Source organism: Halpernia sp. GG3 (assembly GCF_052976925.2).
In genome coordinates this window covers 157153-181025 of sequence record NZ_JBRIIR020000006.1, presented here as the reverse complement: position 1 = coordinate 181025, position 23873 = coordinate 157153, and the positions used below count along the sequence as shown (strand labels likewise).

Here is a 23873-nt window from a genome sequence, read left to right as displayed (position 1 = left end):
TTCCGTTTTTAAATATCTAAAAAAGATAGTTATTCAAATAAATCCGGACGTTTATTTTTGGTAATTTCTACCGCTTGATCGTGCCGCCATTCTTCTATTTTTGCTAAATTGCCACTTAATAAAATTACCGGAACTGCTAAATCTTTATAAACTTCGGGTCGGGTGAAAATCGGCGGTGATAATAAATTATCCTGAAAACTGTCTGTTAAAGCAGATTGCTCATCACCAATCACTCCCGGAATTAATCTAATGATAGAATCCGCCAAAACACAAGCTGCTAATTCGCCACCCGTTAAAACATAATCTCCAATGGAGATTTCTTTGGTAATGTGAAGCTCCCGCACACGTTGATCGATGCCTTTATAATGCCCACAAAGAAAAATTAAATTTTTTTTAATAGAAAGTGTATTTGCAGTTTTTTGATTTAAAGTTTCACCGTCAGGTGTGAGGTAAATAATTTCATCATATTCCCGTTCACTTTTCAACTTAGAAATACACTTATCAATAGGTTCAATCATCATCACCATTCCCGCGCCGCCGCCGTAAGGTGCATCATCAATTTGCTTATACTTCGTTGATGAAAAATCCCGTAATTGATGAAAATAAATTTCTACCAAACCCTTCTCTTGCGCTCTTTTTAAAATCGATGCTTGAAAAGGACTTTCCATCAACTCGGGTAAAACAGTAATTATATCAATTCTCATTGTTCGGTACCATCATGTTTTTTGGGGATTATTATTAATCTTAAAGAAGAATCTTTATTAAAATAACTCCACATCCAGTTTAAAAATATGGCGATTTTATTTTTCACACTTAAGATGAGCATCAGATGCAAAAACATCCACAAATACCACGCTAGTAATCCTTGGAAGTTGAATTTTGGTAAGTCAACTACTGCGCGATGTTTACCGACTGTTGCCATTGAACCTAAATCGTTATATTCATATTCTTTCCATTTTTCACCCTCTTTTTTCAGAAAATTTACAGCAAGATTTTTGGCTTGATGTATGGCGACATTGGCAACTTGTGGATGCCCTATTGGATATTTTGGCGTTTCCATGTAAGCAATATCTCCAATGGCATAAATATTTTCAAAACCCTCTAACCTATTAAATCGATCGACAATGTACCGGTTGTGCACCAATTTATTTTCTTGAAAACCGTCCAGAACATTTCCTGTAACACCAGCTGCCCAAATGACAGTATTCGAAGGAATTACTTTACCGCTTTTCATGTAAATTTTATCACCATCATAATCGGTCACAAATTCACCTTTCATATAATGGACGCCAAATTCCTTTAAATATTCTTCAGATTTTTGTTGCGCCTCCACACTCATACTTGCTAAAGGAAACTCAGTGGCGCTGATAAGAATGATTTTTAAATCTTCGAAATTCATGTGGGGATAATCACGTGGCAGAATTTCTTTTTTCATTTCTGAAAATGCACCTGCTAATTCTACGCCCGTCGGTCCGCTGCCAACAATTACGATATTCCAATTACCATCGTCGGTTCGTTTTTTTTCTATAATTAATTTTTCGAAAGTGAGCAAAACGTGGTTTCTAATGCTTATCGCTTGCTGCGTATCTTTCATGCCGAAAGTTAAATCTGCCATTTTATCATTTCCGAAAAAATTAGTTTTACAACCGGTTGCAATAACTAATTTATCATAATTAAATGTGGCATCTTCGCAGACAATTTTATTTTCTTCAGGAATAACTTCTAAAACTTCCGTCATTCGAAACTGAATATTTCGGGACTTTTGAAAAATTTTCCGGAAAGGAAAAGATATATTTGATGGCTCAATGCGACCACAAGCCACTTGATAAAAAAGCGGCTGAAACATGTGATGATTTACTTTATCAATCATCATCACTTTTTGACCAGTCTTATTGTTGAGTTTACGGGCAAATTGCAAACCGGCAAATCCTCCCCCTACAACTATTATTTTTTCACGCATCATCTTGCTTTTCTTTGCGCAAATTTACTATATTTTAAAGGATTTAACATTTTATATAGAATATAAACCTATAAATCTTTACCCATAAAAGTCATAAAAGTTTACCTAGAAAATAATGAAAAAGTTTTCAAAATAAAAATTTATAGATTTTTAAAAGTTTTATATTTTTTTGTTTGACTCAATTCTTGAAATTTATTTTATAACTTTTTGTAGTTAATTTTTTTTAGAATTTCAATGAAATTAAATTTCGTCCAGAACCTTTAATATAATTGAGCAACCCTCTTTTATTTCGTCTAAACTTAAATTTAATGGTGGTGAGATCCGTAAAAATTCATTGCGATAGAGTTGCCAAAAAACAATCAAACCATTTTCCATACAGCGTTTTGCCACTTCTAACGTAAATTCTGGCGTGCCGAGATTTACGGCCAGCATCAAACCTTTCCCATTAATATTTTGAATTTTTGGATGAACTAAAAGACTTCTGAAAAGCCTTTCTTTACCAGCAATTTCTGCCATTAAATTACTTTCTAAAACGCCTTTTAAGGTTGCTAAACTTGCAGCGGCAATCAAAGGGTTTCCACCAAAAGTGGTGATGTGACCAAGTTTTGGTGAGTGTGATAAACTTTCCATAATTTCCTGGCTGCTCATAAAAGCACCAACTGGAACGCCGCCCCCCATGCCTTTTCCCATCACTAAAATATCGGGAACCATGTCGTAATGTTCGAACGCAAATAATTTTCCGGTTCTACCAAAACCTGGCTGAATTTCATCTAAAATTAAAAGTGCGCCAACTTGTTCGCATCTATTTTTTAATTTTTTTAAATAATTTTCATCGGGTAAAAGAAATCCTGCTGCACCTTGAATGGTTTCTAAAATGACGCAAGCCGTTTTTTCCGTAATTTTTTCTAAATCTTTTTCTTCATTAAAATTAATAAAATCTACCAATGGTAAAAGTGGACGGAATTCTCTTTTGTGATATTCATTTCCGGAAACTGATAAAGCGCCGTGCGTGTTTCCGTGATAAGCATTGTGAAAGGATACAATTTCTTCTCTGCCAGTAAATCTTTTAGCTAATTTTAAAGCGCCGTCAATGGCTTCTGCACCAGAATTGACGAGATAAGTGACTTCTAAAGATTCCGGCGTTGATTCTGCCAAAAGTTTACAGAGTTCCACAGGATTTTCCTGTGCATATTCACCATATACCATCACATGCAAATATTTTTCCGCCTGATTTTTTATCGCAGAAACAATTGCTGGATAAGAATGCCCTAAAGTATTAGCAGAAACACCAGCAACGAAATCTAAATATTTTTTGCCGTTTTTACCATAAATATAACTTCCTTCAGCACGTTCCACTTCAAAACCTGCTGCAAATTGGGTTGTTTTTGCTTGATATTTGAAGAAATCGTTTTGCATTGAATACTATTTTAGATTTTAGAAAAAATTAAATTTTGATTATTTTTAAGAGGGTAGATAAAGAAATTTTAACGGCGTTCACGCTTTATGACTTTTGGTTTATTTTTTTCTTCAATTTTTTTACGCACTTCTTCAGCTTTCTGATATATAGAATCGTCTGAAGTGTACACTTTTTCAGGATAATTGGGCGAATCTTCAAAAATATCCTGCCATTTTAAAAGCCGATCTTTTGTATTCCAATTAAAATCGGGGAAAAATCGTTGCTTTTTGGAAATTTTACTCATAGGATATATATCTGAATTAGCGCCAATATTACAGGAAATGATCTGAATTTTCTGATCCGTAAAATCTGCTTCAATAGTTCCACAAGTGGAAAGCGCCACCCCAATTCTTTCAAGAATTCCGGTCTTTTTGTTATCGTCATCGGCATAAGTTATGGCTTGAGCGTTACCAATTACTTTTGCCAATTTCACTTGATTTTCTTTGTAATAAACATTAATTAATTTACCTTTTATTTGGTTAAATTCGTCTTTTAAATTAAGAGAATCTGCCTTGCTTATAGCAAATGCATTCCCAATTACTTTTAAAGAATCAATGTATTCTTTTTTAGTATCAAAAAAGACGTCAATTTTATCGCCTGTGACTTGCTTTGCACCACTCCAAAGAATGGGCGCACCGTTTAAATGCATGACGCCATCGGTTTCATTAAAACTTAAAGAATCTGCTCTGGCTTGTGCATTAGATTTAAAAAATCGGGCTTTTTTGTAAGCACGGAGAAAGCTTTTTTTAACCAAAGAAGAATCTGCTTTTTGATACGTCAATATTTTCTGCGCGGAAAAATAAAGGGAATCATTCTGCATAACTTTTACTGCATATGGTTTTTCCATAACCATTGCAGAATCCTTGAACTGGTAAATTTCCCCGTAACCACCTTTGATGTAGCGATTCTCTTTTGGGTCATCTAATGTTACATTTCCCTTTGAAGTGCCATAACCTGTATTTTGATTAAAGTACATTTTATCTCCCGTCAGGATTTTACCGTTATAATAAATTTTAGAGTTTTTATTCAGGTACACTTCCTTTTGAGTCATTTTATACGTTCCGTTTTCTGTATAAATTCTATTGGAAGGATTTTGCTTATTGGTAATTGTTGTTGGACCGGAAAATACGGCGGTATTTGTGTTTTGATCTTGCTTTATTTTGTTGCCTTGTACCGTATATTCTGCATTATCAATTTTAACATTTCCCACAAAATCAATGAATTTAGTATTTAAATCATAGGTTGCAGAATTAGTATACATGTTATTTTGCCCATCTGTTATGTTACCGCCCGTGTTAAAATAAGCAAGATTTGTGATCCTGTCATAATACAAAGTTTCCGTTCTAATAGTCTGTTTGGGATCGGTAAGAACTACATTTTTGCGGGCAATCCCTCGTTGCGTATTTCCATCATATTCCATTTCGCCAGAAGTAATTCTATTGCCATCGGAAGTGACTAAAACGACATTTCCAATAGCTTTTACGAAATTATCTTCTTTATAAAAAATAACTTTGTCCGCAGTTAAAATCGAACCTTGATTACTGATCTGAACATTTCCGTAGAAAAATTGATTGCCTTCATATTGTAAGGGATCTTTTTGAAAACCATCAGAATGAATTATTTTAATTTTTTCTGCGGGAGGTTCTTTCGGATCTACAGTTTTGTTGAAGAATGGATCTTTAGGCGTGGTTAGTTTCGGATTGATGAGATCTACCTGTGCAAAAACACTGATATTAATTAAAAGAAAAAGGAAAAGGAATTTTTTCATTCTGGTAGTGGAAATGTAGCTATTTTTCAGAGAATCTTTTGCAACCCGAATTGAGTGGAAAACCTTTTTTTGCATTTGAAAAAAAAGGTTGATTCAATTATTTCATTATTTTTATTTAATTCATAGAAACTCATTCTGCGTATTGCCAAAAGAAGACGAAACAACTGCCGAAAAAATTATGCTAAAAATTCAAAGTAATAAATTACTTTAATTAAAACGACATTAAAATTTAATTGGGTTTTTTGTAGCCATAAAAATAGAGGGAATGGGTGTCAATTTTTACACTGAAAACTTCTTCTATGGAATCTTTAATGCTCTGAATTCTTGGATCACAAAACTCAATTATTTCTTCTATTTCTTTATCTGACCCGTTTTTATAGACTACTAAATGATCATGCTGCTTGTCAAAATAAGATTTTTCATAGGAAGAAGACGTTAAAGTTTTTTCCCCGAACTGATGTTTCCTTACCAAACCAGCATCCAAAAAAATCTCGATAGTATTGTAAATTGTGGCTTTGCTGACATGGTATTTTTTCTGCATCATTAATAAATACAGATCATCCACATTAAAATGGTGCTCTAAATCATAAATTTCATCTAAAATAGTATAACGTTCAGGAGTGTTTCTAAAACCTTTCTCCTGCAAATACTGCTTTAAAACCTCTCTTGTAATCTTGTGATTATTTTCCTTTTGAGTGTTGTTCATCATAATAATCCTCAAATTTACTGAATTATTTAATAATAAATAGCTGAAAGCTAGGAATCAAAACGCTTAAAATCGGTCTGAATAATTTTTTTTCGGTTGTCATTGTGATCTAAAATCGGCGCGGATTCTACCACCACATTATGTGAAGAAACCCCGTAAGATTTGAAATCTGTGCTTCCAATATACTTAACAAAGTTATAGAGATTTAAAATAATTTTTTCTCTAATCGTGAGCAGATATTCATTGATATAAACGTTATCGATGATCACATATTTTAAATCTGGTGGGATATTGTGATTCCGCAACGATGGATGTGGACTGCGTGACGGAAGCGTTTCATCTGCCATTAAGTCTTTTAAAACCTGCTGGAAATAGTCATTAATTCTACGGTCTACTTTGAAGCCAAGAAGGAAATTAACTTTATAAATTGTCCCCGGTAAAATTTCGTCCACAGTGTATTTAAAAGTAAAAGGATCTTCTTGGTTTATAATATTTAATATAAAATAGTGATCAGCTCTCTTTGGTTGCGTGCGAATGATAGAATAAATAATTTTAGATTCTACTTCGTTTTCTTTTTTTGCTCTACTGAAGAACGCTAAATTAGTGGCATATTTTGGAATGGATTCATCCAACTTCATGTCCTGAATGGTAGAAACATAATTTTTGAGATTGACAAATTTTATAAATTTCGTTTTAATCATTCGTCCATTATACCATGCGTACATGCAGACTCCGATAAAGCCAGCTAAAACAACGGTAATCCAGCCACCTTCAAAAAATTTAATGACATTAGCACTGAAAAAACCCACTTCTATCAGTAAATAAACCAATCCGAAAATTAAGACTAAAAACTTGTTTATCCGCTTTTTAAGCAACCAGAAAACAAGTAAAACGGTAGTCATTAACATCGTAATTGTAATTGACAAGCCATAAGCAGCTTCCATCTTGCCTGATTCCTGAAAATGCAAAACTACGATTAAACATAAAAACAAAAGTCCCCAGTTTACCTTCGGAATATACATTTGACCTTTGACACCGGAAGGATAATCGATCTCCTGATTTGGCCACAAATTAAGCGACATTGCCTCAGAAAAAATTGTGAAAGAGCCAGTTATTAATGCCTGACTTGCAATAATTGCGGCGGCTGTTGCAATTACAATTCCCGGGATCAACATCCATTCCGGCATCACACCAAAAAAAGGATTTATTCCACCGCTGTGAACGGCATCATAGTTTTTCAGCACCCAAGCTCCCTGTCCCAGATAATTTAAAATCAACATGATCTTCACAAAGACCCAACTCACTCTAATATTTTTCGCACCACAATGTCCGAGATCCGAATAAAGAGCTTCCGCACCTGTTGTACATAAGAAGACAGCTCCCAAAATAACAATTGCACTTGGCGAATGGGCAATTAATTTATAGGCATAATATGGATTAAACGATCGTAAAATACTGAAATCATCAATTAAATGTGATAAGCCTAACCCGCCCAAAACAAGGAACCAGACGACCATTACAGGTCCAAAAAATTTACCAATAAAATTAGTTCCAAATTGCTGAAACGTAAATATGACAAATAAAATAGCGCAGGTTATTAATACGACTGGCGTGTGCGGATTGTAAATTTTCAAACCTTCAATAGCAGAAATTACTGTTAAGGAAGGAGTTATGACTCCATCAGCAATAAGAGCGGAGGCACCTATAATTGCAATGATGTAGAGCCATCCTTTTTTAAGATTTTTAACTAAGGAAAAAAGTGCCATAATTCCGCCTTCGCCCTTATTATCAGCGCGAAGTGCTATCATCACATATTTGACAGTTGTCTGAAGCGTTAAAGTCCAGATAATACAGGAAAGTGCACCTTCGATGTATTCATCAAATGGCATATTTCCACCATCTGTGCGTGCATTTACAATGGCTTTCATCACATACAGTGGTGAAGTCCCGATATCTCCGAAAACAATTCCGAGGGAAACTAAAATACCAAGTGTGGTAAGTTTTTTGGTGTCTAAATGACGTGACAAATCTTGAGACATACTTTATAAAAATATCTGCAAATGTAAAGTAAAAAATAATAAATTTTCAAAAAAAAACTCCCTAAATGGGAGTTTAAATTTTAAGCTTTTAAGTATAAAGCATTCTTAATTTCTTCTTTTACTTTTTCTAATTTTGGAAACCATTCTTCAAACAGCGCTGCCGAATAAGGAGCAGGCGCATCGGGCGTGGTTATTCTTTTAATTGGTGCATCCAAATAGTCAAATGCTTTTTGCTGTACCATATATGTAATTTCAGATGCAACAGAACCAAATGGCCATGCTTCTTCCAAAATCACCAATCTATTTGTCTTTTTTACAGATTCTAAAATGCAGTCATAATCTAAAGGACGAACGGTTCGTAAATCTATAACTTCTACAGAAATCCCTTCTTTTTCTAAATCGTTGGCTGCTTGTAAAGCCAGTTTCATAATTTTACCAAAAGAAACTAAAGTCACATCTTTTCCTTCTTTTTTAATATCTGCTTTTCCGATTGGAATATAATATTCTTCTTCTGGAATTTCCATCTTATCACCATACATCTGTTCAGATTCCATAAAAATAACTGGATCATTGTCTTGTATAGCAGATTTTAACAAACCTTTTGCATCGTAACAATTAGAAGGAACAACTACTTTTAAGCCAGGAATGTTAGCAAACCAACTTTCCAAGGCTTGAGAATGCGTTGCACCTAATTGACCAGCAGAAGCCGTCGGACCACGAAAAACGATGGGGATATTCCATTGACCACCTGTCATCTGGCGCATTTTTGCCGCATTATTTATTATTTGATCAATACCTACGATACAAAAATTGAAGGTCATATATTCTACAATTGGTCTACAACCATTCATAGCAGCTCCTATTGAAATACCGGTAAATCCAAGTTCAGCGATAGGTGTATCAATCACACGCTTTGCACCAAATTCCGTCAACATTCCTTTTGAGGCCTTGTAAGCACCATTATAATCTGCCACTTCTTCGCCCATTAGAAAAACGGATTCATCTTTGCGCATTTCCTCGCTCATCGCCTGGCAAATTACTTCCCGAAAAGTATATTCTTTCATATATAGTTATTGTTTTATGGATAGGTGGAATCGTTTAGCAGCGCTTGTATAAATAAGAAAATCCTGTTTTTGACGATTTCATTTAATCTTTATTAAGGCTACAAAATTAACGAAAATTTTAGAATTATTAAACACAAAAAAAGCATCTCTTTTGAAATGCCTTTAATGTTTTAAAATAATTGCTTTTAATCTGCTTTCGTCCAGGTTTGCGTTCTACCTATTAATGAAAAACCAATATATCCTCTTACATTCAGTTTATCACCACTTCTGGAAATGGTGCACTTGTATGTTTTGCCATTTTTAGGATCAGTAATAGTTCCACCATCAAAATCACTATCGTCTTTAGACAAACCACGAATGATTTCTAAACCCAGAATTGGTTTGTTTTTACGGTCATCCTTGCAATTGATACAATTGTTATTTTCAGGTTTCATCAATAATTGAACTACTTTTCCATAATATTTACCGTCTGATTTTTTATAAATCTCTACTATAGATTTAGCTTTTCCCGTCTCATCATCAATTGTTTTCCACTTACCTTCAATTTGGGCATACGAAATAGCACTGTACAATAAGGCAACTGTTGCAAATAATATTTTTTTCATTTTAATATATTTAAGTTTTAGTTTTGATAAAAGTAATTAAAAAAATTCAAACACCAAATTTTTAATTAATTACCACATACTTTACAAATCCAATACCAGTTTTAGCCAAATAAAACCTGTATCAAAATATAATATCCTCAATTTAATTTTCTATTAATTACCCGATTCATATAATCCTGATACCAAGCTTTTGATAAAAGTTTTCCTTTTTCAATTTCGGCATTTTCCTCGGTATTAATAACGTTTTTATCTAGTGCTTTATCTTCTAAATGGTAGATTCCTGTAAAGTTTTTACCGTCAAAAAGATAAATATAATTTCCGATCATAAATTGCTCTAATGTTCCATTAGAATTCACGATAATCGGCGCTTCATTTTTATCAGACACCAAACTTCTTCCCCAACTTCTAAATTGTTTATTATAACCCATTAAATCTACCAACGTAGGATAAATATCAATCTGCTGCGCAAGTTGCGTCATTTCACCATGTAATTTGTATTTGGGATTTGGCGAATAAAATAAAATAGGAATTGAAAAACGGTTCATTGCTTTTTGATATTCTGGATAGTAGATTTGGTTCGTATGATCCGCTACAAAAACAAAGATGGTATTGTTGTACCAAGGCATTTTTTTAGCGGTTTCAAAGAATTTTTTCAAAGAATAATCAGTATAGCCAATAGGTTCATCAATTTCTAAAGGTCCTTTTTTAAATTTTCCTTTATATTTCTGTGGTACTTTAAAAGGATCATGAGACGACACTGAAAAGAGAGTTGCCATAAAAGGTGATCTTTTAGTATTTAAAGTTTTAGCATAATATTGAAAAAATGGCTCGTCCCAAATACCCCAAATACCATCAAAATCAGCGTCATTATTATATTCAGTTTTTCCGTAATAATGTTTAAAGCCTAAAATATTTCCAAAGCCTAAAAATCCCATTGAACCATTTGCCGCACCATGAAAAAACGAAGTATCATAACCCATTTCATTAGAAACGGAAACCAAGCTTTGAATTTTTTGATTAGAATACGGCGAGCTTGTAAAAGCATCTGTCAAACTTGGAATCCCTGCTAATACTGAGCTCATTGCATGAATAGATTGTCTACCATTGGCAAAAGCATTAGTTGCAATTAAACTTTGCGTGGCCAAACTATCAAAAAATGGCGTGTACGAAATGAAATTTTTAATTTTCGTATTTCTGTTAAATCCACCAGAATATTCTTTAGCAAAACTTTCTAGAATGAAAATAACAACGTTTGGTTTGGGCTCTACAATTCCCCGATCATAGGTTTTGTACGTCTTAATATTTTCGTTTATAAATTTTTGATCAACGTAATAAACTTCTTTAAAGTTATTGGTGGCAATGGTTCTGAAAAAAGAAAAAACACTGTTCAGAACAAAATTTGCCTGCACCGGATTTGTCACATGTCTGTTAGCATCAACCAAATTAATTGGTCGGGTAGAATGTTTAAAATCGCCACGAATTCCACCAACTACTAAAGTCGCTACAATTCCTAAAGTGATAATTGACGAACCAAAATAGAGCCACTTATTTTGAGATTTTTGCTCTAAAATTCTTACTTTTTTATAAAGGAAAATCCATAAAAACATTAAACCAACAAACCAAATAAGCACAAATGGATGGTCAACAATTGAATGAAAAAAAACCTTTCCCAAATTATCTTCATGTTTTGACACATCTACTGCGGCAGAAGTTAAGCGAGATTGTGAGAATCTGTAATAAATAAAATCTCCGAAATTTAAAGAATATGCAAGTCCGTTTGTTATAAAGTAGAGGTAAAAAAGAAAAGATTGATACTGTTTTTTAGTATTAATTAAAATTGGGATTAAACTCAATAAAATAAAGAGCGCATTAACGTAGAAAATGGCCGTCGTATCAAAAGCAAAACCGTGGTAAGAAAGGTTAAAATAATCTGAAACCGAATCAATTTTAACTAAATCTTTATTAAAAAACCAAAATAAAAACCTTGCTATCTGGTAGAAAAAAAACGCTAAGAATATTCGATAAACTAGCGTAAAAATCTCTTGCAGTCTAATGTTTTTCATAGGAATATTTCAAAATATAACTGCAATATTACGATAAATTCACATTTTAATTTTGATATTTTTTGAATGAAATAAGTAAAGTGAATTTTAATAAAAACCTTACTTTTGTTTTATGAACTTTTTTAAAAATAATTTAGCCAATATTTTTACACTCGGAAATCTTTTTTCGGGCACAATTGGCGTCATTAATTTAGTTGAAGGAAATTATAAGATCACAGCACTTTGCATTCTCATCTCTTTAATTTTAGATTTTTTTGATGGTTTCATCGCACGTGCTTTAAAATCAAATTCAAATTTGGGCGCGCAACTGGATTCCTTAGCAGATATGGTCAGTTTCGGCGTTTTGCCGGGAATCGTCATGTATAAATCATTAGAACCTTTCGGAAATCAATTATTTGGAATTAATTTATTTTTTGAACTCAAATATTTTGGGCTCTTAATTACGATTTTTTCATGCTTAAGACTTGCTATTTTTAATCTAGATGAAGATCAGAAATATTACTTTAAAGGTTTAAATACGCCTGCAAATACCATTTTAATTTTCGGCTTGTATTATGCGTTTCGCGACCAGAGAACTTTTAATTTTATATTTGACAACGCTGCTATTTTAATCCTTTTAAGCGTGATTTCTGCGTGGATTTTAGTTAGTCCAATAAAGATGATCGCTATGAAATTTAAATCAATGAAATGGCAGGATAATATCCCAAAAATAACTTTGATTATCGGCAGTATTTTAATATTAATAAGCTTAAAAACTATCGGAATTCCTTTGGTAATTTTATATTATCTTTTAGTTTCACTGTTATTTAGAAAAGAATTATCAAAATAAAAAAAAATGAATTTAAAACTACATAAACCGCTTTGTATTTTCGATCTTGAAACGACGGGAACCAATATTTCTAAAGATAGAATTGTTGAGATCTGTATCTTAAAAGTGAATCCCGACGCTTCCCGAGAAAGTAAAACCTGGCGCGTAAATCCAGAAATGCCAATTCCGAAAGAAACTTCTGAAATTCATGGTATTTATAATGACGATGTAAAAGATGCGCCTATTTTCAAAGAAATAGCGCCAAAAATAATGGCAATGATTTCCGGAACAGATTTAGGTGGCTTTAATTCTAACAGATTTGATGTGCCACTTTTAGCAGAAGAATTACTGAGAGCAGAAATAGATTTTGATTTGAGCAAATTTAAATTAGTTGATGCACAGACGATTTTCCACAAAATGGAACCACGAACTTTAACTGCGGCTTATAAATTTTACTGTCAAAAACCATTGGAAAACGCACATTCAGCCGAAGCGGATGTTTTGGCAACATTTGAAGTTTTGGATGCTCAAGTTGGTCATTATGAAGGAATTCCCAGTGATGTAAATGGATTAAGTGAATTATCTTTTCATAAAAAATTTGCTGATTTAGCCGGAATGCTTCACTTTGATGAAAATGAGAACGAGATTTTTGCTTTCGGGAAATATAAAGGTCAAAAAGTGAAAGAAGTATTTCAAAAAGATTTAGGTTATTACACCTGGATTCAAAATGCAGATTTCCCACTTTACACTAAAAAAGTCTTAACAGCAATACAACTAAAGAGTAAGTTTTAAAAATTAATTTTAAATAAAAAATATGTCATCTCTCGTTAAATTTAAATATTACCAAAACAGCATTGAAGCCAACCGCGATAAGCAGATTTTAGCAGACAATGGTGTTATAAGTTTTATTGCAAACGAACAAACCATTCAGTCAGATTGGCTTTTATCAAACGCTTTGGGCGGCATTCAACTTCAGGTTTTTGATAATGACAAAGAAAAAGCAACTAAAATTTTAAAAGATTTTTTAGATAACGAACACGTAGAATTGGAAGTTGAACACACGATTTCTGATCCCGAATTTGATCTGGTTTGTCCAAAATGTGGTTCAAATCATTTATACCGAAATGATAATCCTGGTAAATTATTTGGTTTTGCAATGCCACTTTTAAATTTCGGTTCAAATAAAAATACCGAAACGTATAATTGTTACTATTGTGGAAATCAATTTGAAGTTGAAAGCAAATAAAAAAAATTAATCTCATATCTATTTTAAATGAAAATACTTTGCATCGGCAGAAATTATTCGGAACACGCAAAAGAATTGGGAAATGAAGTGCCAACAGAACCTGTTATTTTTATGAAACCCGACACAGCAGTTTTAAAGGGAAACAACTTTTATCTTCCAGAATTTTCACAAGATATTCATTATGAATTAGAAGTGGTTTTAAAAATTTCGAAGGGTGGAAAATATATTTCTGAAGAAAATGCACCAAACTATTACAGCGAAATTGGTTTAGGAATTGATTTTACTGCAAGAGACTTACAAAGTAAATTAAAGGAAAAAGGTTTGCCGTGGGAACTTTCAAAAGGTTTTGATGGTTCTGCAGTCATTTCAAACTTTTATCAAAAAGAGAATTTTGATTTAAAAAACTTAAACTTTTCTTTGCTTAAAAATAAGCAGGAAGTACAAAATGGAAACACGTCGCTGATGATTTTTAGTCCAGAAAAAATCATTGCTTTTGTCTCAAAATATTTTACCTTAAAAGTGGGTGATTTAATTTTTACAGGCACTCCAAAAGGTGTGGGAAAAGTTACCGAAAATGACGTTTTAGAAGGGTTTTTGGAAGATGAAAAATTATTTGACATTAGAATTCAGTGATTTACTGCTAAATTTTATAGTTGTAACTTTATTGGAACAAAAGAAAATAACATGATGAATATTGTATTACCTGTAGATTTTAGCGATGCTACAGAAAAACTAACAAATGGCGCCGTAAAATTTGCTAAAGAAATGAATGCTAAAATTTGCTTAATTCATGTAGCGCCTACCGACATCGGTTTTGCTATCGGTGATATGGGATTTCAATATTTCCCTGAAGTAGAAGAGAATGAAGTGAAACATGAATTGATTCAATTAGATAATCTAGAGAAAAAGATTATTGCACAAGGCGTTGAATGTGAACATTTAATGAGGCAGGGTCTTTCCGGTGATATTATTTTAGATTATGCTAAAGATAAAAATGCAGAATATATCGTGATGGGTTCTCACGGACGAAGCAACATGTACGACGTTTTTGTAGGAAGTCTTACGAAAGAACTAACACGTAAATCACAAATTCCAGTTTTGGTAATTCCAATCCACGACTAAAAATTTTACAGATGATCAAAAAAAACCGCCCTGACATAAATTTCGGGACGGTTTTTTTTATAAATCAATTATTTATTTTTTCTTATTGTATATTTCTGGATCGTAATATGGATGTTTCCCGTAAGTGGAATTGATGTATTCTTTATCCTTATTTGCACCTAGTTGTGCGAATAAAACATAGCACCAATAGCAGAAAAATCCAAATGCCACGACGAATAAAATCCAATTTACAACGTTTGACGCAAAATCAAAAAAACCAAAACTCCATTTGAAAACGCTACTTAAGAATAACCAGAAAGATGTCATTTTTTTTCTATTTTAAATTAACTTTGCACAAATTTATAAAAAATGTTTAGATTACTTTCTAAAGAAAGCAATATATTTTCTATCCCAGTTTATTTAGTATTTTTAATTTTGATACTTTCAGCATTTAATGCACTGAATATTAGCGATTTAAATATCACTTCGCTTGTCATTACATTTATAGGATTTTCGTTAGGTTATTTTGTTTTTAATCAGATTAAACTTAATTACCAAAGACATCTACCCCTTTTCCTTTATACATCTTTTATTTTTGCGTTTTATCCGGGAGATCTAGATGTTGGCATTGCAGTTTCCCTATTTACAAACTCTTTTTTATTACTTTTTCTGACGAGTACAGATGATGAAGTCCGAAAAGATTCCTACGTTTTAATAGGCGCTATTTTAACATTAAATTTCATTTTCTTACCGACTACCTGGCCCATGACTTTCTTTGTGATTTTGCACATTTTTGCCACTTCGAAAAGAATTGGTTTAGATTTATTTAAAATCTTGATGGGTGGTTTTTTGATAGTTATAAGCTATTTCGGATTAATGTATTTAATTGGATATAAGAGTTGGGACGCTAATTATTTCCCTTTTGGTGGCTTCAAATTTACAACCGATTTTTATCCACTCTACTTACTTACGCCAATTGCGTTGCTTGTTATTTTCTCGATTTTAGACCACTTTAATAATTTTAATAAAAAAAATCCTTCCAGCCGCTTTAAATATGGATTTATTCTTATTTTTACTTTAGCTCAGTTAATTACTGTATTTCTTTACATGGGGAAGAATAACGAATATTTATTATTCTTAGCCTTACCATTTAGTATAATTTTAGCCCGATATTTAAAATTTTTACCAAAGTACTGGATGCGGGAAACGGGAATTTGGGTAGTAATTTTTTCAGCTATATTATTCAAAATTGGGACTTATTTCAAATTTTCTTAAACTTCAACTTTAATGATTCAAATAGAAGATAAACTTATTTCGGAAGACCTTTTCACCGAAGAATTTGTTTGCAACCTCAGCAAATGCAAAGGCGCCTGTTGCGTAGAAGGTGATGTGGGCGCGCCGTTAGAAAAGCATGAAACAGAAATATTAGAAAAAATTCTGTCAAAAGTGAAACCCTATTTGCGACCAGAGGGTGTGAAAGCTTTGGAAGAACAAGGTGCTTGGACTTTAGACCCAAATGATAGCGATTTTGTAACGCCGATGATTGAAGGAAAAGAGTGTGCGTATGTAATTTTTGACGAAAAAGGCGTCACAAAATGTGGCATTGAGAAAGCCTACGAAGATGGGGCAGTGGATTGGCAAAAGCCTATTTCCTGCCATTTATATCCAATCCGTGCAAATCAATATTCTACTTTTGTAGCGCTAAATTACCACGAATGGGAAATTTGTAACGATGCTTGTACTTTAGGAAAAGAATTACAGGTTCCCGTTTACAGATTCTTAAAAACACCATTAATTCGAAAATATGGCGAAGCATTTTATGCCACTTTGTGTGAAGCTGCAGACGAGTGGAAAAAAGTATATGGCAAATAAATTTTCATAAAACAAAAAAGCCGCTGGAATTCAGCGGCTTTTTTAATATTTTGAAGAAGGAATTATTTTTTTAATTCTTCTAAAAATTCATCGTGAGAAATTTTACTTTCTTTTTTAGTTGCTTTTTCTAAGATGACATCTTTTAACTTCGCCATCGCCACTTCACCAGAAATCTGGCGCACTTGCTCTTCGTTTTTAAGCATTTCCACAGCGTATTTTTGAACTTCTTCATCCGGCAAACCATGCATGCCGTACATCGCTAATTGATTTCTCACCAGCTGTTCTGCCTGCATTAACAAGTCGTTGTAATCTAATTTTATATCATTATCATTCATCAGTTTACCTTCGATGATCTGATACTTCAATTGATTCTTCTCTTGCTCTAAAGCTTGCTTTGCCTGATCTTCGGTTTGGATTTGCTCGTTAGAAAATAACAACCATTTTACTAAAAATGCTTCAGGAAGTTTGACGTCTTCTTTCTCCGTAATTTGCTCTAAAACTTTATTGACGTAATGAACATCGGCATTTTGTTGAAAATATTCATCCAACTCAGTTTTCACTTTGTCTTTTAATTCTTCTTCGCTTTTAATGTTCCCTTCACCGTAAACTTTATCAAACATTTCCTGATCAAGTTCTGCTAATTTTAAATTATAAAATTCTTTAGCCGTAACTTCTACTTCATTGTGGTGTAAATGTTCTATTTCTTCTTTAGAAAAACCTAATTCTTTTGCTAAATCTTCTTTTGCAATTAAATCTTCTTTAGATACTTTTATAGAATCATCAATTTTTAAAGATTTTACCAAAGCAAATGCTCCTTTTTGGTCTTTATTGATATTGATATTTTTCGGTGCGTGGTTATGCTCGCCTTCCGCCTCACCTTCTATGACTTGTTTTATTTCAAGTGCAGCGTAAGTATCTGCACCTAATTTTTCCTGATCTTCTTTTTCAGCAAAACGCTTCTGCATATTTTCTATGCTTTGTCCGATTTCCTTTTCGCCCGCTTCTACTTTGTAATAAGGCGCTTCATATTTCGCTAAATCAATTTTGAAATTTGGCTCGTAACCAACTTCAAAAGTAACAGTTAATTGCTCCGCGTTTGGATCTAATTCATCCACTGGCTGAGGAATTGGCTGGCCAATTAACTTCAAATTATTCTCACTCACATAATTGTTCAAACCTTCAGAAACTTGTTTGTTGATTTCTTCAAACGCAATTCCCGCTTCATATTGCTTTCTAACCATGCTCAATGGCACTTTTCCTTTTCTAAAACCTGGAACTTGCGCCGTTTTCGCGTAATTCATCAGTTGTTTATCTACTTTTTCTTTATAGTCAGATTTATCTAAAGTCACTGTAAGTAAAGCACTTACATCATCATGATTGGTTGCTGTAACGTTCATTTAATTCAAATTTTTAGGTTGCAAAAGTAAGAAATTTTAATTTAATTTTCGCATTTACAAGCAATTGAAGTTAATTTTTATTACATTTTTATAATTATTTGGGCAGACATTTCCGTCTTCCGCTCTCAATCCTTTACAGTTTTGCGCGCGCCTGCGGCGCGCGCAAAACTGTAAAGGATTGAGAGCGGAAGACGGGCTGCAAAGTTTGCGTGAAATTTTCATTTAGTTTTAATAAGAAACTATCATTAAGAAAGGAATATGAACTTCCAAAAATTATCTGCGATACTTTTCTAATTAAAAATAAATCTGCAGCCCGACTTGAGTGGAAATCCTTTTTTGTGGCGCAAAGCGACGCAAAAAAGATTGGGAACGGAAGGCGGAAATGTCTGCCCAAAAAAAATAAAATAAATTTCAACAGATTGCTTCACTTTGCTCGCAATGACAAAAAAGTGTAACTTTGCCGTTCTTACAAATTGGGGTTGACTGGTTTCGACAGCAGGATCGATGGGTAAGTAAGCATGCAGAGAACCGTAGCGCGATCTCTTTAATCCCTTGCTACAAAACTTTAACTGGCAACCAAGAGTTCGCTCTTGCAGCATAATCTGAATAAAGTAGGATTTTGCGCTTTCCCGAAGATAGTACGGAAGCAAGATGTCTCGCAAATGCTCCGTTCTGCGGCGTTTGATTTTGAGGCATAGCAATGCAGAAATAGGTCTTGAGAATCTTTGGTTCAAGAATGAAAACTTCAGAAGATAAGTTAGGATTTGGGTGTCTGTGCTCTGATTTTAATCGAAAATTAATTGCAGAATAAGCATGTAGAAGTCTTATGTATTGCCTGTTTGGACGAGGGTTCGAATCCCTCCAACTCCACAGAAATCCCTGTAATCAATTGATTTACAGGGGTTTTTATTTTTGGGTGCTAAGTTAGGTGCTAATTATCAAGGTTTTTAATTTTGCTTTATTTAAAAACTTTTTTATGAAATATTTTCCTTTTATAAAATTAAAAATCGGAAAATAAGTCTAAAATATAATTATTAAAGTTCATTTTTTTTTGATCGAAAAAAGATTAATGAATGGTTGCTGAAAATCACCATACATCAAATGATAATATCCACACACTCAAAGGCATGGATACAGGAGTATCTCTGGGAGTACCAGGAGTTTTTCCAAAAAGTGATGGTTCCGGAAAAATCTATTTTTATCTTCGATGTTCCCTCGATAATCCATTGGCATAAAGAACCATCTAACTATGATACTGACGAGGGCATACACTACAGGCTTTGCACTGAGTTGCTCGAAAATTATAAAACATTGCGATCACGGGAAGAACCGATTTCCAATGAGGGAATGGGATTAATGTTGAGCGGATTCTTCTACAGGGCCTGCGTGATATTCCTCTATGCCGCCCTCCGATACCGTCCAAACCAGATCAACATCCGCATCCTCTGGAAACTTTGCCAGCACGCTGACCCCAACGTAAAGAACCTTGACTACCTTATCCAAAAACTGCCGTTCGATTTCTTCGAGTTCCTTAATCCCTCCAAAAATCTTTTTAAAAATGCATTCTACCTTGACGAAGAACTTCTTGTCGTCCTCGATGAACTGGCGCAGGGTTTCCTTGACATCGTGGATAAGCAGTTTGAAAATTAATAAAAAACCAACTCCTGAAAGTTGGCTTTTTTATTTTACTGTGGCACGAGCGGGACGCTAGCGCCAGCAGGGGTCGCGAGACGCTCGCGCCAGCAAGGGGGATCGATATCCGCGACATCGGGTTTATTAATAATCTCCAGCATACCAATCCTTGTAAATTTTATTTTTGATCGTAAATTTTTCGGTCCAAAAAGTATTTTTAATATTATCAACATTGGGAACATATGCAACAAATTCTTTTGCATTGGGGAAAAATATTATGCATTTACCAATGTTAAAATCGCTTACAATAGTTTTAACTTTTAACTTTTTAAATATTTTATTTAATTCAATTGATTTATTATAGGCAAATTTCACGGCATATTCATTGTCTATATTATTTTTTTTAGCGTATTCGTAAACATCGAATTTTTTATTTGTAACCTTTTCTATGCATTTTAGATCAGGGCTACATTTAAAATAGATAAAATTAGGTAGTAAAAAAAACTTATTTTCTTTCTCCATTACATAATCGGGATAGATGTATTCATTGCCATTTCTCAATCTGGCATCAATTTTTACACCCCAAAATACTTCAAAATGATTATTTCTAATCAAATCAACTTGCTTTTTATATAAGTTTTTATTATTTGTACAAGAAAAATGAAATAAAAACAACAATGGTAAAATATTTAAACCTTTTTTCATATTACTATAATTATCGGAATTACTCCTTATGACCATTGTCCATCATATCATTTAATTGTTTTTGTTCATTTACAGAAGGGGGTCCATTTGGATAATAATAACCCGCTGTTATCGCTGCTTGATCACCCGGTGAGTCAAGAATAACCCGATGGCGCGGATTTGCAATCCGTGACCAACATTATTCCATTAAATATATTAGTTTTCCCATCCCATAAAAACAACTTCCACATTGAGCGCGCTTTCTAAATCTGCATAATTTCTTGCGCTACTAAAATAGTAATTTTCCGGCTCGGTTCAACGACTCCCCACCTCCCGATGTCGGGCATATACATTCTTGCGCCGTAGTCGTACATTCCTGTTTCCTGTAATTCCTTGCCGTTGTAATATCCCCGCTCAACTTTTTCAGATCTGCCTACTCAAGGTTTTTCTCGTGCGAGGCTTTTCACTGTGAACTTCTGCGCTTGCCCGCTTGTCAAAGATAAAAATTTTTTCAATTGAAAAATAAAATCTAAAGATTTCTTTAATAAAAATGTAGCGGCATTATAAACACAGAAAACCAACTCCTGAAAGTTGGTTTGCTTATTTACTGCTCACGGATTGCAAATCCGCGAGATCGATATCCGCGTCATCGGGAATTTTTATTTTCATTTAGGAAGTAAGACCGAAAATAAATCAAAGTTTCCTTGTCTGATTTTGGTTCCTTTAATTTGTAGGTAAAATTCATAGGTGCTAATTTAGGTGCTACTTATTCTATATTTAGACATAAAAAAAACATATATCTACTTATGCAAATATATGTAAAATATTGATACATAGTAAGTTTATGTAAAATTGTCTATATCGAAATACAATAGGTTCATTTCCCTCCAACTCCACAAAGTATGCAATCAGGCACTTTTAATTAAGTGCCTTTTTTTGTACTCAATTGTCCACTGAAAAAGACTCCATCTGTCGCCAAAAGTTTTCACTTTTTTTATTTGGTCATTTCCCATCTCGATTAATATTTGCTGATCTTCTGGCATCGCTTCTTTATCCTCGACGTAAAGTGATACAAGTATAAAGTCCTCTTGAAGTACTGGCAAAATGTCTTTATCATAAAGAGCGGAAAAAATAAAACAGCTCATAAAACCACATTTTATAGAACGAAAAAGGCTGCCTTTAATGAAAAGCAGCCTTATAGGATGTTATTAAAAAATGGTTTTTAAGCCATTTCTGAGATTATTGCTTCTGAAAAACGTTGCATCTCCTCCAGTTGTGGACTAGCCTGTAACAAGAAAAAATCTACTCCTGCCTTTTCAAATTCATGAATTCTGTCCTGAACTTGGGAAACAGATCCCGTAAGGCCGGCGCGAAGTCCTCTATTTGAAACCGAATAATCCTGCAAAGAAAGCTTGCTTTCTAGTTGCGTATTTTCAACCCATTGCTGATAATTTTTGTAACCGGCGGAAGAAGCTTTCACATTCGAAATCCTTTCAATTTCCCGCTTGGCTTCCTGCTCATTGTTTCGTACAATGGAATAAGCAGCTACTCCAAATTTCATGGGTTCTAGGCCTAATTTTTCCCGACGTTGCTTCATGTCATCTATACGTTTTTTAATTCCTTCGGGAGAATCGCCATGCATTACATAACCATCGCATTGAGTACTGATCATAGTTTTAGCTGCTTCAGACTCTCCACCCGCATATAAAAAAGGTTTTTTAGAAGGTTTTGGCTGCAAAATATTATCCTGCACTTGGTAATAATCCCCCTGAAAAGAAACATGATCTTCTTTCCAAAGGCGGCTGATCACTTCTATCCATTCGCTGGTGCGCGCATAACGATTGTCATGTTCATCAAATTCAATTCCGTACTTATCTGCTTCGGCTTTCCACCAAGAAGCAACCACGTTAAGAGAAATTCTGTCATTGCTGATGTGTTCCAGATTTGCTACCGCCTTAGCCAACAAAGCAGGATTGTGGTACGTAGGCCTTACTGCCACCATAATCTCTAGTTCCTTGGTAACCGCTGCCAATGCCGCTGCAGTAGACCAAGCATCAAGAGAAGGAGCTTCTTCTCCTTTTATATCATTTAAATATAATTCTGCGATAAGGGAAATGCTGTAACCCCAGTCTTCACTCTTTTGAGCCAGTTCCTTAATGTAATCCCAGGAAATGGTCATATTCTCATCTTCTACATTTCTTAACCATCCTCCAAAAACGGGTAACCAGTATCCAAATTTCATAATGCTTGTTTTAATTTTAAATTTGCTGTTTTTTCTATAAAATCCACTAATTTTTTATGTGGGTCAAAACCTATAACATTTATTGCATCTGCAACAAAATTTGAAAGTGCATTAATGTCATAGTAATATAGTTGTCCATCCCTGTCATCTATGATGTATTCTATTCCACCAACGTCAATTCCTGCGGCTTGAATAATTTTTTCAATAGCGTTAATAATTTCGTTTGAAGGTGTATATGCCTCTACTTTAAGTCCGTTCTTTGGAGCGTCAAGCGCACAAGCATTTCTTGACAATTCCTGTCCCGTTGTTGTCTGGCAAATATCTGCAGGACAAAGATTAAAAGTATCACCTGAGGTGTATACTTTTATACCATATAAATATTTTCCATCAAGCGTTTCCACCCGGTGAATATTTCCATTCCTTGCCGGAATAAACTCTTGTACAAGCGCAGTGAAATCCAATCCCAGTTCAATAGATTCATCAGCAACAGCCTTTTTGAGTTCTTCCTCGGTGTTATAACGAGTTATTCCTGCACCACTTCCACCTATATTCGCTTTTACGACAATTGGAAAGCGTAAGTCCTTTGATGCAGCCAAGGCTTGTGAAGCATTGTTAATTACCACAGATTTAGGAAAAGGCAGGCCTAAAGACTCTAAGAGGCTAAGTTGTAAAGCTTTAGAAATTTCATATCTCCAGGCTTTTGATCCGTTAATAACTCTTACTCCTTTGCTTTCCAAAGACGCTAATAGTCCTGTTGTATAGAAAATTGCCTGCGTATTGTTTCTTAGATATGCAGATGGACTCATGCGATTAAAGAAAACGCTGAAAGGGAATTCTTTTTCTGATATATTGAAATGGTGTTCTGCCGCGCCATATTCTATTACCGGAAGCTCCCTATTTTCAAGTTCTTTAAATAATGGACGAAACCAGTCTGGATGTTCGTAGTAAACGGCGATTGCCTGTTCTTTGTTATTCATATTCACGATGTTAATTTTTACTTAGTAATTAAAATATTTATTTAGTTGATAATTTTTATAGAACCTTACTTAATCAACAATAAACCTTTACAATTCTATAACTATTTTACTTTTGACTCTCCAATCCCCAATGTTTAGTAAAAACAAATTATTAAAGGGTGATGAATTGTTACAAAAACAATCGTGTTATTTAATTAGTAGCTCTAATAGAGTACTTATATTTATTGTGAAAAGAATAGGGTTGGAAATACAG

Annotated in this window: 23 protein-coding genes and 1 other RNA gene; 9 read left to right on the top strand and 15 right to left on the bottom strand. The window is 33.8% G+C overall.

The features are described from left to right. Window positions 1-29: 29 nt before the first annotated feature. From trmD to ACVBED_RS01770, 9 genes are all read right to left on the bottom strand, one after another. A complete protein-coding gene (gene trmD, locus ACVBED_RS01810; protein WP_447120871.1) occupies window positions 30-704 on the bottom strand; it encodes a tRNA (guanosine(37)-N1)-methyltransferase TrmD in 675 nt (224 codons plus the stop codon). Continuing rightward, a complete protein-coding gene (locus ACVBED_RS01805) occupies window positions 701-1960 on the bottom strand; it encodes an NAD(P)/FAD-dependent oxidoreductase (RefSeq protein WP_447121150.1) in 1260 nt (419 codons plus the stop codon). The genes trmD and ACVBED_RS01805 overlap by 4 nt, the downstream gene beginning before the upstream one ends. 240 nt (window positions 1961-2200) lie before the next feature. Next, on the bottom strand, window positions 2201-3376 hold the full coding sequence (locus ACVBED_RS01800; RefSeq protein WP_447120870.1) for an aspartate aminotransferase family protein: 1176 nt from the start codon (window positions 3374-3376) through the stop codon (window positions 2201-2203). Window positions 3377-3444: 68 nt separating this feature from the next. Next, the gene (locus tag ACVBED_RS01795; RefSeq protein ID WP_473094404.1) at window positions 3445-5184 is read right to left on the bottom strand and encodes an OstA-like protein; all 1740 of its coding nucleotides are present in this window, start codon (window positions 5182-5184) and stop codon (window positions 3445-3447) included. Between the two features lie 229 nt (window positions 5185-5413). Beyond that, entirely contained in the window at window positions 5414-5893 is a 480-nt protein-coding gene (locus ACVBED_RS01790) for a Fur family transcriptional regulator (protein ID WP_447120869.1), read from the bottom strand. A 47-nt stretch (window positions 5894-5940) separates the two neighbouring features. Further along, window positions 5941-7929: a KUP/HAK/KT family potassium transporter gene (locus ACVBED_RS01785; RefSeq protein ID WP_473094403.1), complete on the bottom strand. Its 1989-nt coding sequence runs from the start codon at window positions 7927-7929 to the stop codon at window positions 5941-5943. Between the two features lie 80 nt (window positions 7930-8009). Then, window positions 8010-8993 carry a pyruvate dehydrogenase complex E1 component subunit beta gene (locus ACVBED_RS01780; RefSeq protein WP_473094402.1) on the bottom strand — a complete coding sequence of 328 codons (984 nt, stop codon included), beginning with the start codon at window positions 8991-8993 and terminating at the stop codon, window positions 8010-8012. Between the two features lie 185 nt (window positions 8994-9178). Then, window positions 9179-9598, bottom strand: coding sequence for a DUF2147 domain-containing protein (locus ACVBED_RS01775; RefSeq protein ID WP_447120867.1), 420 nt, complete (start codon window positions 9596-9598; stop codon window positions 9179-9181). A gap of 137 nt (window positions 9599-9735) precedes the next feature. Next, on the bottom strand, window positions 9736-11661 hold the full coding sequence (locus ACVBED_RS01770) for an LTA synthase family protein (RefSeq protein WP_447120866.1): 1926 nt from the start codon (window positions 11659-11661) through the stop codon (window positions 9736-9738). 112 nt (window positions 11662-11773) lie between these two features. Here ACVBED_RS01770 and ACVBED_RS01765 point away from each other — a divergent pair, with 112 nt between their 5' ends. From ACVBED_RS01765 to ACVBED_RS01745, 5 genes are read left to right on the top strand one after another with little or no spacing between them, the layout of a single operon-like run. Further along, window positions 11774-12490, top strand: coding sequence for a CDP-alcohol phosphatidyltransferase family protein (locus ACVBED_RS01765; RefSeq protein WP_447120865.1), 717 nt, complete (start codon window positions 11774-11776; stop codon window positions 12488-12490). A 6-nt stretch (window positions 12491-12496) separates the two neighbouring features. After that, window positions 12497-13261 (top strand): exonuclease domain-containing protein, encoded by a 765-nt coding sequence (locus tag ACVBED_RS01760; RefSeq protein ID WP_473094401.1) that lies wholly within the window; start codon window positions 12497-12499, stop codon window positions 13259-13261. 22 nt (window positions 13262-13283) lie between these two features. Continuing rightward, window positions 13284-13715, top strand: coding sequence for a putative signal transducing protein (locus ACVBED_RS01755; protein WP_447120863.1), 432 nt, complete (start codon window positions 13284-13286; stop codon window positions 13713-13715). 27 nt (window positions 13716-13742) lie between these two features. Further along, the gene (locus tag ACVBED_RS01750) at window positions 13743-14348 is read left to right on the top strand and encodes a fumarylacetoacetate hydrolase family protein (protein ID WP_447120862.1); all 606 of its coding nucleotides are present in this window, start codon (window positions 13743-13745) and stop codon (window positions 14346-14348) included. A 51-nt stretch (window positions 14349-14399) separates the two neighbouring features. Beyond that, window positions 14400-14837 carry a universal stress protein gene (locus tag ACVBED_RS01745; RefSeq protein ID WP_447120861.1) on the top strand — a complete coding sequence of 146 codons (438 nt, stop codon included), beginning with the start codon at window positions 14400-14402 and terminating at the stop codon, window positions 14835-14837. A 72-nt stretch (window positions 14838-14909) separates the two neighbouring features. On the opposite strand, the gene ACVBED_RS01740 is transcribed toward ACVBED_RS01745, so the two are convergent. Then, a complete protein-coding gene (locus tag ACVBED_RS01740) occupies window positions 14910-15143 on the bottom strand; it encodes a hypothetical protein (RefSeq protein ID WP_447120860.1) in 234 nt (77 codons plus the stop codon). A 42-nt stretch (window positions 15144-15185) separates the two neighbouring features. Here ACVBED_RS01740 and ACVBED_RS01735 point away from each other — a divergent pair, with 42 nt between their 5' ends. After that, window positions 15186-16091, top strand: coding sequence for a DUF6427 family protein (locus tag ACVBED_RS01735; protein WP_473094400.1), 906 nt, complete (start codon window positions 15186-15188; stop codon window positions 16089-16091). A 12-nt stretch (window positions 16092-16103) separates the two neighbouring features. Then, window positions 16104-16688, top strand: a complete 585-nt coding sequence (locus ACVBED_RS01730) for a DUF3109 family protein (RefSeq protein WP_473094399.1) — start codon at window positions 16104-16106, stop codon at window positions 16686-16688. A 62-nt stretch (window positions 16689-16750) separates the two neighbouring features. Here ACVBED_RS01730 and ACVBED_RS01725 read toward each other — a convergent pair whose 3' ends face one another. Continuing rightward, on the bottom strand, window positions 16751-18085 hold the full coding sequence (locus ACVBED_RS01725) for a trigger factor (RefSeq protein WP_447120859.1): 1335 nt from the start codon (window positions 18083-18085) through the stop codon (window positions 16751-16753). Between the two features lie 475 nt (window positions 18086-18560). Between ACVBED_RS01725 and ssrA the strand changes: the two genes are divergently transcribed. Together ssrA and ACVBED_RS01715 are read left to right on the top strand one after the other, a co-directional pair. Beyond that, window positions 18561-18958, top strand: a transfer-messenger RNA (tmRNA) gene (ssrA, locus tag ACVBED_RS01720). Between the two features lie 228 nt (window positions 18959-19186). Further along, entirely contained in the window at window positions 19187-19735 is a 549-nt protein-coding gene (locus ACVBED_RS01715) for a hypothetical protein (protein ID WP_447120858.1), read from the top strand. Window positions 19736-19861: 126 nt separating this feature from the next. On the opposite strand, the gene ACVBED_RS01710 is transcribed toward ACVBED_RS01715, so the two are convergent. From ACVBED_RS01710 to ACVBED_RS01695, 4 genes are all read right to left on the bottom strand, one after another. Then, window positions 19862-20422 carry a hypothetical protein gene (locus tag ACVBED_RS01710; protein WP_473094398.1) on the bottom strand — a complete coding sequence of 187 codons (561 nt, stop codon included), beginning with the start codon at window positions 20420-20422 and terminating at the stop codon, window positions 19862-19864. Window positions 20423-21309: 887 nt separating this feature from the next. Then, a complete protein-coding gene (locus ACVBED_RS01705) occupies window positions 21310-21546 on the bottom strand; it encodes a hypothetical protein (protein WP_447120856.1) in 237 nt (78 codons plus the stop codon). 77 nt (window positions 21547-21623) lie between these two features. Continuing rightward, window positions 21624-22643, bottom strand: a complete 1020-nt coding sequence (locus ACVBED_RS01700) for an LLM class flavin-dependent oxidoreductase (RefSeq protein WP_447120855.1) — start codon at window positions 22641-22643, stop codon at window positions 21624-21626. After that, the gene (locus ACVBED_RS01695; protein WP_473094397.1) at window positions 22640-23620 is read right to left on the bottom strand and encodes an ATP-grasp domain-containing protein; all 981 of its coding nucleotides are present in this window, start codon (window positions 23618-23620) and stop codon (window positions 22640-22642) included. Before ACVBED_RS01695 ends, ACVBED_RS01700 begins: the two co-directional genes overlap by 4 nt. Window positions 23621-23873: the final 253 nt, after the last annotated feature.